Annotated in this window: 8 protein-coding genes; 6 read left to right on the forward strand and 2 right to left on the reverse strand. The window is 72.6% G+C overall.

The window, feature by feature from the left end:
- Positions 1-670 precede the first annotated feature (670 nt).
- Genes VGI02_RS11145 through VGI02_RS11155 form a run of 3 tightly spaced genes read left to right on the forward strand, consistent with a single transcriptional unit; the run spans position 671 to position 5474 of the window.
- Positions 671-1378 carry a hypothetical protein gene (locus tag VGI02_RS11145; protein ID WP_331627415.1) on the forward strand — a complete coding sequence of 236 codons (708 nt, stop codon included), beginning with the start codon at positions 671-673 and terminating at the stop codon, positions 1376-1378.
- Positions 1375-3543, forward strand: coding sequence for an Rv1355c family protein (locus VGI02_RS11150; RefSeq protein WP_331627416.1), 2169 nt, complete (start codon positions 1375-1377; stop codon positions 3541-3543). Before VGI02_RS11145 ends, VGI02_RS11150 begins: the two co-directional genes overlap by 4 nt.
- Before the next feature lie 29 nt (positions 3544-3572).
- Positions 3573-5474 carry a putative bifunctional diguanylate cyclase/phosphodiesterase gene (locus VGI02_RS11155; protein WP_331627417.1) on the forward strand — a complete coding sequence of 634 codons (1902 nt, stop codon included), beginning with the start codon at positions 3573-3575 and terminating at the stop codon, positions 5472-5474.
- Position 5475: 1 nt separating this feature from the next.
- Here VGI02_RS11155 and VGI02_RS11160 read toward each other — a convergent pair whose 3' ends face one another.
- Both VGI02_RS11160 and VGI02_RS11165 read right to left on the reverse strand, forming a co-directional pair.
- Entirely contained in the window at positions 5476-6288 is an 813-nt protein-coding gene (locus tag VGI02_RS11160; protein WP_331627418.1) for an ABC transporter permease, read from the reverse strand.
- Positions 6285-7262: an efflux ABC transporter ATPase subunit, DrrA-related gene (locus VGI02_RS11165; protein ID WP_331627419.1), complete on the reverse strand. Its 978-nt coding sequence runs from the start codon at positions 7260-7262 to the stop codon at positions 6285-6287. The genes VGI02_RS11160 and VGI02_RS11165 overlap by 4 nt, the downstream gene beginning before the upstream one ends.
- Positions 7263-7579: 317 nt before the next feature.
- Here VGI02_RS11165 and VGI02_RS11170 point away from each other — a divergent pair, with 317 nt between their 5' ends.
- The 3 genes from VGI02_RS11170 to VGI02_RS11180 form a co-directional block, all read left to right on the forward strand.
- Entirely contained in the window at positions 7580-8578 is a 999-nt protein-coding gene (locus VGI02_RS11170; RefSeq protein WP_331627420.1) for a DinB family protein, read from the forward strand.
- A 204-nt stretch (positions 8579-8782) separates the two neighbouring features.
- A complete protein-coding gene (locus VGI02_RS11175) occupies positions 8783-10696 on the forward strand; it encodes an MFS transporter (RefSeq protein ID WP_331627421.1) in 1914 nt (637 codons plus the stop codon).
- Positions 10693-11060 (forward strand): TetR/AcrR family transcriptional regulator (locus VGI02_RS11180; RefSeq protein WP_331627422.1); only part of this gene is annotated, 368 nt, incomplete at its 3' end. The genes VGI02_RS11175 and VGI02_RS11180, both read left to right, overlap by 4 nt.

Raw genomic sequence — 11060 nt, forward strand, 5'->3', positions numbered from 1 at the left:
GTCGGGGAACGACTGGTGGAAGCCCGTCATGAACTCCTTGAGCGCGGCCCGGTCCATGTCCGGGAATCCCGCGAGGTGATACATGATGTTCGCGGGGAGGAGATCATCGACCTCGTCGACGTGACCCGTCTCCCACAGCTCCCCGAACTGCCTCATCAACTTTGCTTGATCCGTCATCGTCGGCCTCCTCATTTCGAATGAGTAGCCGAGAGTGAGAGCATTCGTGACCCATGACAACGTCGGCCACCCGAGAAGACTAAGATCTGCGGGCGTAGAATCGGAATTCGCGACAGCGAGTGGCCGATCGTGACCCGGGGCAGATGTCATCCGGGCTGAGCCGGTCCGCGCGCGGCGTCGGTCGGACGGTCGAGGTCGCCCGACCCGCGGCGGCGGCCGCGACGACGCCCCTGACGACGGCTCGGCCTACCGGTCCGGAGGCGTCATCGCGGCCTTCCGTCGTGGAGGGCGTCGCCTCGCGAGGTGATCCGAATGCGGAAGATCTCCCCGTCGGATGGCGGATGGCGTGCACCTGACGTAGCGAGCGGGCCCGCGAAACCCGGCACGCGGGCGAGATGGCGCGCCGGGAAGGCACCTCAACGGCCGCTGCTCGGACCCTCCCGCGGCGCCCACGATCAGGAGTGGTCGTGGCGCCGACGAGTCGGGAGGTGGTATGTCCGCGAGCGTCGCCGTGTCGCAGCGGTCCGCGGCGGGGGTGTGGCGGCTGAGCTACGGCGTCCCGGGAGCCGGCCACCGCGTCATCGTCAGCACCCCGGAGGACGGGCCGGACCTGTGGCGGGGCTACCTCGCCGGGGCCGAGGAGGTCTACGGCTCCTACGGGGTCACGGGCGCGCTCGAGGTCCACGAGCTCCAGACGTCGCTGGTGTTCGTCGCGGTCACGGCCGAGGGCGAGCCGATCGGGGGCATGCGGGCCCAGGGGCCGTACGTCACGGCCGAGGAGTCCCAGGCGTTCACCGCCTGGGACGGGGACCCGCGGGTCCGGGCGCACATCGAGGAGCGGCTGCCGTTCGGCGTCGTCGAGTCGAAGGGGCTGTGGGTGGCGCGGGACGTGCCGGAGCGCCGCGCGCTCGTCGGCTGCTTCGGGCGGGCCCCGGTGCACGCCTCGATGATCCTCGGCGCCCGCTACGCCCTGGGGACGACGGCGGCGCACACCGAGCGGCTGTGGACCTCGACGGGCGCGGTCCTCGTGCGCGACGTCCCGCCCATCAGCTATCCCGACGACCGGTACCGCACCCACCTCATGTTCTGGGATCGCTGGGAGTGGCCCGCCACGGTGCCCGACCACGAACGGCGCGCGACCGACGCCGAGACCGCCCAACTTCTCGCGTCGGCCATCCCGGCGCCGCGGGTCGGACGGTGAGCCCCGAGCCCTTCCGCGCGGTCCTGCTCGACGACGCCGGGCTGGCCGCGCTGCGAGCCGATCCGGCCGTCACCGTCCTCGACCGGCGCGAGGCCCAGTGCGCCGACCTCGCGGCGCTGCGGGGCGAGGCGCCCGTCGAGCCGGACGAACCCGACGTCTGGGTGCACTACCCGTGGCGGCGCACCGTCGTCGGGCTCCTCGGACGCGCGGCCTTCCGACGGCTGCGGCTGGACCGCAACCGCAACAAGATCACCGCGGCGGAGCAGGAACGCCTGCACGGGCTGCGGATCGGGGTCGCGGGACTGAGCGTCGGGCACGCCGCGGCGCACGCGCTGGCCCTCGAGGGGCTGTGCGGCGAGCTGCGGCTGGCCGACTTCGACGCGATCGAGGTGTCCAACCTCAACCGCATCCCGGCGACGGTGCTCGACCTCGGCGTCAACAAGGCGGTCGTCGCCGCGCGCCGCATCGCGGAGCTCGATCCCTTCGTCGAACTGTCGGTCCTCGACGACGGCGTGACCCCCGACGGGGTCGACGCCTTCCTCGACGGGCTCGACGTCCTGGTCGAGGAGGCCGACTCGCTCGACGTCAAGGTCCTGCTCCGCGAGGGCGCGCGGCGGCGCGGGATCCCGGTCGTCATGGTCACCAGCGATCGCGGCCTGCTCGACGTCGAGCGGTTCGACCTGGAGCCCGACCGCCCGCTCTTCCACGGCCTCGTCGGCGACCTCGACTCCGCGAGCCTGCGCGGGCTCGACACCCAGGACAAGATCCCGCATGTCCTGCGGATCCTCGGCGCCGCCGACCTGTCGCCGCGGATCGCGGCCTCGATGGTCGAGGTCGGGCTGACGCTGTCGACGTGGCCCCAGCTCGGCGGCGACGTCGCGCTCGGCGCCGCGACCGTCGCGGCCGCGGTGCGGCGCTGGGGTCTCGGCCGGCCGCTGACCTCCGGCCGCATCCGGATCGACCTCGACGAGGACCTCGACGCGCTGGACGCCTCGCTCCCGACGGAGCCGGTTGCGGACTCGGCGTCGGGACCCGCGGAGCCCACCGAACCCGGTCCGACGCCGCTCGAGGCCGCCCACCCGGCGACGTCCGGCATCCTCGAGGCCGTCCGCGCGGCGCCCTCGGGGGGCAACGTCCAACCCTGGTACGTCGAGTCGGGCCCGGGCGGGATCCGGCTCCTGCTCGACCCCGCGCGCACGACGACGATGGACGTGGCCCACCGCGGCAGCTACGTCGCGCTCGGGGCGGCGCTGTTCAACGCACGCACGGCCGCGGCGGCCGCCGGGGCGCTCGGACCGGTCGCGCTGTTTCCCGACGACGAGCGCCCCGACGTGGTCGCGTCCCTGCGCTTCGGCGCCGGGGCCGAGACCGACGCCGACGCCGACGCCGACGCCGACGCCGACCCGGACCAGCGCCTGGCCGCCCGTCACGCCGGGGTCCTGGCGCGCGGCACCAACCGCGCCCTCGGCCGGCCGCAGCCCCTCGGGGACGCCGTGGCGGACGCGTTGCGGGACTCGGCCGCAGCGGAATCGGGCGGGCTGCACCTCGTCGAGGGCGGCGAGCGTCTGCGGGCCGCGGGCGAGGCGATCGCGGGCGCCGACCGCATCCGGTACCTGACGGCGGACCTGCACCGCGAGATGTTCGCCGAGCTGGTCCGGCCCGGGGCGGGCCCGGCCGAGGAGGGCATCGACGTGGCGACCCTCGGCCTCGGCGCCGCGGACCTCGCCACGCTGGACATCGCCCGGCGCCCCGAGGTGATGGCGCTGCTCGCCGACTGGGGCCGCGGCGCCGCGCTGGGCGACGACACCCGCGACCGCGTGGCCTCCAGCTCCGCGCTCGCCGTCGTGACCGTCGCCGGCTCCTCCCCGTCGGACTTCGTGCGCGGCGGCGCGGCCGCCGAAGCGGTGTGGGTGGAGGCCGAGGCCCACGGGCTCGCGGTCCACCCGGTCTCCCCGGTGTTCCTCTTCGCGGTGACCCCGAGCGACCTGCGCACGCTGTCCGTCCGGTTCGCCGACGACCTGGCTGAGCTGCAGCGGAGCTTCCGCGTGGCGGTCGGGTTGGGGGAGACTGACGTGGTCGCGCTCGTGCTGCGGTTGAGCCACACGGACGTCACCCCGGTCCGCAGTCGGCGGCGTCCGGTCGGGGCGTTCCACCGAACTGCTTGATCGGCCGCGCATCAGCTACCCTGTGTCACGTGGCACATCCGGAGGGTGATGAGCCGTCCAATCTGGACGAGCTCGTCACGGCGGTCGCCACGACGCTCATGGGCGTCGACTCGGCGGGGCTTCACCTGGCGGCCGAGACGGTCCTGCGCGCGCTGGTCGACTACTTCGAGGTGGACCTGAGCTTCCTGCGCTTCCACGACACCGAGCAGCGCGCGACGGTGCTCGTCGCGGAGTGGCCCCCGCGCGCGGACGTTCCCGACCCGGACCCGCTCGGCGTCATCCCCTTCGCGACGGCGGACCCCACCTTCGCGGCGAGCGAGCACCTCGACGACATCATGGTCATCCGGCCGTCGGACTCGGCGGACTACCAGGAGCGGGTGCGCAGCGGGTCGGGCATCGCGGCCACGTCGCTCGCCGTCGTGCCGCTCCGCTCGGGCCCGAGCACCACCGGGACGCTCGGGTTCATCAAGTTCGGCGACCGCGGGTGGGCCGACGACGAGCTGCGGGCGCTGCGGACGATCGCGCTGCTCTGCGCACAGATGCAGGGCCGCATGGTCGCCGAGGAGCAGCTCCGTCACATCGCGAACCACGACGAGCTGACCGGACTGCCGAACCGTCGCGCGCTCATGGCCCACCTGCGGGAGATGCAGGACGCGGGCGACCACGGGGACCGGGCGCTGCTGTTCATCGACGTCGATCGGCTCAAGGCGATGAACGACTTCCTCGGTCACGAGGCAGGCGACCGGTTCATCGTCGCGGTCGCCGACCGTCTCCGCGCCGCGGTCGACCGGGCCGACGTCGTCGCGCGCCTCGGTGGCGACGAGTTCGTCGTGGCGATCGCGGACCGGGCGGACGAGACGCGGGCCCGGACCGTCGCGGAGCGCGTCCAGCACGCCATGGCCGCCCCGATCCAGATCGGGGGGCAGTCGCTCGGTCGGACCGTCAGCGTCGGGATCGCCGTGGCCGAGCCCTCGACGACGGACCTCGCCGAGTGGCTCCGCAGCGCCGACCAGGCGGTGCTGGTCGCCAAGACCCGGGGCGGCAACAACGTCGTCCTCTTCACCGCGGAGATGCAGAGCCGCGAGCAGGTGCGCCTCGCCGTCGAGATGAACCTGCTCTCGGCCATCCGCGACGGCGCGCTCGAGGTCGCGTTCCAGCCGATCGTCGACCTCCTGTCCCGACGCACGGTCGGCGTCGAGTGCCTCGTCCGGTGGCACCACCCGACCCTCGGCGAGGTCGCCCCCGAGCTGTTCGTCGGCGTCGCCGAGGCCACCAACCTCGCCGGCGAGCTCGGCGCCTGGGTGCTCGACGCGGCCTGCCGCCAGTTCGCGGGCTGGATCGAGGTCCTCCCGCCCGACGCCGCACCGGAGCTCGCCCTCTCGGTGAACATCTCCCCGGTCCAGCTCATCGCCATCGACTTCGTCGAGACCGTCGAGCGGGTCCTGCGCCGCTACGGGATGTCCGGCCGCGAGCTGATCCTCGAGGTCACCGAGCACACCGTGGTCAGCGACGACGCCGCGGCGCTGCGGACCCTGCGCGGGCTCCAGGCGCTCGGGGTCTCGGTCGCCATCGACGACTTCGGGACCGGCTACAGCTCGCTCGCCCAGCTCAAGGCCTTCCCGGTGAGCATCCTCAAGATCGACCGTGGGTTCGTGCGCGATCTGGGCGAGAACGCCGGCGACCACGCCATCCTCCGGTCGATCATCGCGCTCGCCGAGTCCTTCGGGCTGGAACTGATCGCCGAGGGCGTGGAGACCGAGGCCGCTCGCACGGTGCTGCTCGAGATGGGTTGTCGGACGGCGCAGGGCTACCTGTTCTCCCCGCCCATGCCCGGCGACGCCATCCTCGAACGGCTCGCCGCGCCGGACGGTTCCGGCCGGGCTCCGGTCCCGTTCCCCCGTGTCCGGGGCCGGAGCGCCAAGACCGGGTAGGTCAGCGGCTCGCGGCGCGGCGGTACTGGGCGCTCGCCAGTGGCACGAACACCGCCACCACGACCACCGCCCAGATCAGCGTGTAGAGCTGCGGGTGCACCAGCGACCAGGCGGCGGACACGGCCGCGGTCGGGTTCGGGGCGGGATTCCCGAAGAGCTCGCGGGCGGCCTGCGTCACCGAGGAGACCGGGTTCCACTCGGCGAAGACCCGCAGCGGCCCGGGGAGGGTGTCGAGCGGGACGAAGGTGTTCGCGACGAACGTCAACGGGAAGATCACGATGAACGAGGCGTTGTTGATCACCTCGGGGCTCGGGATGAGCAGGCCGAGCCACGCCATGATCCACGAGATCGCGTAGGCGAAGATCAGCAGCAGGACGAAGCCCCACAGCGCCTCGAGCGGCCCGGTGTGGATCCGCCAGCCGACGAGCAGGCCCGTGATCGACATGACGATCAGGACGATCACGTTGTTGACCACGTCCGACAGCGTCCGCCCGGTCAGGACCGCCGAGGGCGCCATCGGCAGCGAGCGGAACCGGTCGATGATCCCCTTCTTGACGTCGTCGGCGAGACCGGCGCCGGTGTTCGTCGCCCCGAACACCACGGTCTGGGCGAAGATCCCCGCGATGAGGAACTCGCGGTAGGCCGCGCCGCCGCCGCTCGGGTCGATCGCGCCGCCGAACACGTACGCGAACAGCAGCACGAACATGATCGGCGAGAGCGTCGTGAAGACCAGCAGGTCGGGCACGCGCTTGATCTTGATGAGGTTGCGCTTGGCGACGACGGCGGCGTCGTTCACGACGTCGACGGTGGTCACGAGGCGACCGCCTCTCCGGTCTGGACGTCCTCGTTGCCGGCGGTGCTGCCGGTGAGGGTGAGGAAGACGTCGTCGAGGGTCGGGCGGCGCACGCCGGCGTCGTCGACGTCCAGGCCGACGGCCTCGAGGTGGTCGAGTGCCTGCCGCAGCGCCTTCACACCGCCGGTCACGGGCATTGTCAGGGACCGTCGGTGCTGTTCTGTGACCGGCGGGGCGACGCCGAGCGGGGCGACGAGCTCGACGGCCTCGTCGAGGCGGTCGGCGTCGGAGACCGTGAGCTCGAGGCGCTCGCCACCGATCTGGGCCTTGAGCTGGTCGGACGTGCCGCGGGCGATGGCGCGGCCGTGGTCGATGACGACGATGTCGTCGGCGAGCACGTCGGCCTCCTCGAGGTACTGGGTAGTGAGCAGGAGCGTGGTGCCGTCGGCGACGAGCTGCTGGATGACGCCCCACATCTCGGTGCGGCTGCGGGGGTCGAGGCCGGTGGTCGGCTCGTCGAGGAAGAGCACCGGGGGATGGGCGACGAGCGCGCCGGCCAGGTCGAGGCGGCGCCGCATGCCTCCGGAGTAGGTCCGGGCCGGCCGGTCGCCGGCGTCGGTGAGGCTGAACTGCGCGAGGAGCTCGCGGGATCTCTCGCGGCTGCGCTTGCGCCCCAGATGGTAGAGCCGCCCGATCATGTCGAGGTTCTCGTAGCCGGTGAGGTACTCGTCGACCGCGGCGTACTGGCCGGAGAGCCCCAGCCGTTTCCTGACCTCTCTCGGGTTGGTGAGGACGTCGACGCCGTCGATCGTGGCGCTGCCCGCGTCCGGTCGGAGCAGCGTCGTCAGGATGCGGACGATCGTCGTCTTCCCCGCGCCGTTCGGGCCGAGCAGGCCGAGGACGGTGCCGCGGGGGACCTGCAGGTCGACGCCGTCGAGCGCGGTGACGTCGCCGTAACGCTTGACCAGGCCGGCGACGTCGATCGCCACATCCATGCGTGCTCCCGGCACTCGTGCGGTGGGACGGGCGCGAGGGTAGCCATGGGGTCCGACAGCGTCGCGTGAGATTCGCGCGGTCCGGGTTCGGACGAGTCCGGTCGGCCGGTTCCGGCGCCGGGGCGGGATCGACCACCGAGTGCCTAGGCAATTGATCATGGATTCCTGCACGCGGCGCACTTTCCATGATCAACTACCTAGTCGCTCCTGTGGGGTGCGGTCGGACGTTGCTGCCGGGCGTTGCGGGAGTTCCTCGATCAGTACGACCACTGGTGGCGCGAGCACCGGGACTGACGCCCGACTGCCACCCTCGCGCCATGGAGTGCATCGCGTGCGACCTGACCGCGGGGCGGCGGCGGCTCCCCGGCGGCGTGCTCCACCGGGGCGAGAGCTGGGTCGTCGAGCACTGCGTCGGGCCGCTCGGCGTCGGGACCCTGATCGTCAAGCCGACGCGGCACGTCACCGGCATCGACGCGCTCACCGACGGCGAGGCCGACGAGCTCGGACCACTGCTCCGGACCACGGCCCGCGTCGTCCGCGCGCTCACCGACGCCGAGCAGATCTACACGTGCCTGTGGTCGCACGCCGGGGGTGTGCCGGGGCACCTGCACTACGTGATCCAGCCCGTGACCCGCGCGCAGATCGACGAGCTCGGCACCTACGGACCCGGGCTGCAGATGGCGATGTTCACCCGCGAGGAGGGACCGGATCCCGACGGCGTCGTGGCGTTCGCCGACCGCGCGCGGGAACGGTTCGCTGCGACCTCGTCCGCCCCGCTGCACCCGGACTCCGTCCCGCCCCTCGCCGCTGAGGACCACGTCTGTCCCGACTGCCCCATGGACTTCGCGACGACGGGTCCCGACGACGTCCGCGCGATCGTCACGCGGGTGCCCGGGGAGGCCCGCGCGTTGCTCGCCGCCCACCCCGACGACGCCTGGCGCACCTCCGGCCCGGACGGAAGCTGGTCCGCCGCCGAGTACCTCTGCCACGTCCGCGACGTCTACGCCGTGTTCACCATCCGGCTCCACCGCGCCCGCACCGAGGACGACCCGCCCCTCGAGCCGATGCTCAACGACCTCCGCGCGCGGCGGTTCGGGTACGCCCAGGCCGCGCTCGGACCCGTCGTCGAGCAGCTCGACGCGCACGTCGCGGGGTTCCTCGCCGAGCTGGGCCGGGTTCCCGACGAGGGCTGGGACCGGCCGGCGCACCGCTATCCGGGCGAGCGCCGCACCGCGCTGTGGCTCGCCCGCCAGGCCGCGCACGAGGGACGGCACCACCTGAGCGACATCGTCGTCCGGCTCCACGATCGCCGGTGATCAACGCCGAGTGACGGACGTCCAGTGTCTGCAACGCGACTTTTCTGACGTCCCACGTGAGTCCTGCGCGCTGTGCATGATGACACAGCGCGCAAACTTGCACGACGTGCATGAACGACTAGTGTGAAGGGAGCCGCGACGGGGAGACCGCCGCGAGCGCCTATCGCCACTCCTCGTGAAAGCCGGACATCGATGACCGCCGCCGTGGCTCCTCCACAGAGCGCCCCCGCGAGCAAGCGCGCCGTGCTCGTGCCGCTCTCGGGCCTGCTGATGGCCCTCTTCGTCGCGATCCTGTCGTCGACGATCGTGTCCAACGCGCTGCCGCGCATCATCAGCGACCTGGGCGGGACCCAGGCCCAGTACACCTGGGTGGTGACGGCGTCGCTGCTCGCGATGACGGCGTCCACCCCGATCTGGGGCAAGCTGGCCGATCTCTTCTCCAAGAAGCTGCTCGTCCAGCTGGCCATCACGATCTTCATCGTCGGCACCATGCTGGCCGGGCTCTCCACCTCGACCCCGGAGCTCATCGGCTTCCGCGTGATCCAGGGCCTGGGCATGGGCGGGTTGACCGCCCTGGCCCAGGTGGTGATCGCCGCGATCATCCCGCCCCGCGAGCGCGGCCGGTACTCCGGCTACCTCGGCGCGATCATGGCGGTCGCGACCGTCGGCGGCCCGCTGATCGGCGGCGTCATCGTCGACTCCATCGGCTGGCGCTGGTGCTTCTACGTCACCGTGCCGGTCGCCGTCATCGCCCTGGTCGTCCTGCAGCGGACCCTGTCGGTGCCCACGGTCAAGCGCGAGGTGCACATCGACTACCTCGGCGCCCTGCTCGTCGCCGGCGGCGTCTCCGCGCTGCTGATCTGGACCTCGCTCGGCGGCAAGAACTTCGCCTGGGTCTCCTGGGCGTCGCTGGCCTGGCTCGCCGCCGGGATCGTCGCCCTCGTGCTGGCCGTCGTCGTCGAGTCGAAGGCCCGCGAGCCGATCGTGCCGCTGCAGCTCTTCCGGAACCGCACCGTCGCCCTCGCGACCGTCGCCGCCCTCTTCGTCGGGGTCGCGATGTTCGGCTCCTCGGTCTTCCTGAGCCAGTTCTTCCAGCTCGCCCGCGGCGCCACCGCCACCGAGGCCGGCCTGCTCACCCTCCCGATGATCGCCGGCCTGTTCCTGGCCTCCACGGTCGTCGGCCAGCTGATCTCCCGCTACGGGCGGTGGAAGCCCTACCTGGTCGGCGGCGGCGTGCTCCTCGTCGCCGGGCTGTTGCTCCAGGGCCTCGTCATGGGCGCGGACACCCCCTACTGGGAGCTCGCGATCTCGATGGCCATGGTCGGCATCGGCGTCGGGTCCACCCAGCAGAACCTCGTGCTCGCCGTCCAGAATCAGGTCGCCCTGCGCGACATGGGCGCGGCCAGCTCGACCGTCGCGTTCTTCCGCTCCCTCGGCGGCGCGGCGGGCGTCGCGGCCCTCGGTGCCCTGCTGTCGAGCCACGTCTCGGCGGGCATCACCTCGGGGCTCACCGCGGCCGGCATCCCGGCGTCGGCGACCTCGTCGTCGGGCGGCCAGATTCCGAACCTCGCGACGCTGCCCGTCGCGATCCGCTCGATCATCGAGAACGCCTACGGCGACTCGGTCGCCCTGATGTTCCTGATCGCCGCCCCGCTGGCGCTGATCGCTCTGGTCGCCATCCTCTTCCTGCGCGAGGTGCCGCTGCGCACCACCATCGACGTCGAGGACGACGCCCCGACCCATATCGAGGCCCAGCCCGCCATGGAGCCGGTCGACGACGATGCCCTCTCGGTCCTCACCGGCACCGTGCGCGACGGCGGCCGGCCCGCCCCGGGCGCAGTCCTCACCCTGATCGACCGCAGCGGGCACCAGCTCGCCCGGACCGTCGCCGACGACGACGGGCGCTACCGGATCGCTGTCGACGGTCCCGGGGCGCCGCACCTGCTCGTCGCGCAGTGGCGGGGGAGCCCGCACGTCGAGCTGCTCGGCGGGACCGTCGGGCCGCAGCGTCGCGACATCGCGATCACCGGCGATGCACCCGCGGGCCGGCACCGGGCGATCACGGACGTGTCCGTGCTCGACGCCGCCACCGAGGTCATGCCGGCGGTGTCGCGATGACCGCCTTGACCGCCCGCCGACCGGGCCCGGGAGAGACTGGGCCGGTGGTGGTGGGTCGGCGGGAGCGCAAGAAGCAGGCCACGCGGGCCGCGCTGAGCGAGGCGGCCGTGCGGCTCTCGCTGGAGCACGGGGTCGAGAACGTCACCGTCGAGCAGATCGCCGATGACGCCGACGTCTCCCTGCGGACTTTCTTCAACTACTTCTCCAGCAAGGAGGAGGCCGTCGTCGCCGGGGACGCCGCGCGCGGCGAGGTGCTCGTCGAGCGGTTCCGCGCCCGGCCGGACTCGGAGAGCATCCTGACGGCGCTGCGGGTCGCGGTCCTCGCCCACGTCGACGGCCTGACCGGCGAGGGCGAGATGGACGC

The sequence above is a fragment of the Actinomycetospora sp. genome (assembly GCF_036497245.1).
In the GTDB taxonomy this organism is placed as follows: Bacteria; Actinomycetota; Actinomycetes; order Mycobacteriales; family Pseudonocardiaceae; genus Actinomycetospora.

Bases quoted from the DNA above. Each gene is read 5' to 3' on its own strand.
- VGI02_RS11145 (WP_331627415.1), top strand. From the start codon at position 671: ATGTCCGCGAGCGTCGCCGTGTCGCAGCGGTCCGCGGCGGGGGTGTGG.
- VGI02_RS11165 (WP_331627419.1), bottom strand. From the start codon at position 7,262: ATGGATGTGGCGATCGACGTCGCCGGCCTGGTCAAGCGTTACGGCGAC.
- VGI02_RS11170 (WP_331627420.1), top strand. From the start codon at position 7,580: ATGGAGTGCATCGCGTGCGACCTGACCGCGGGGCGGCGGCGGCTCCCC.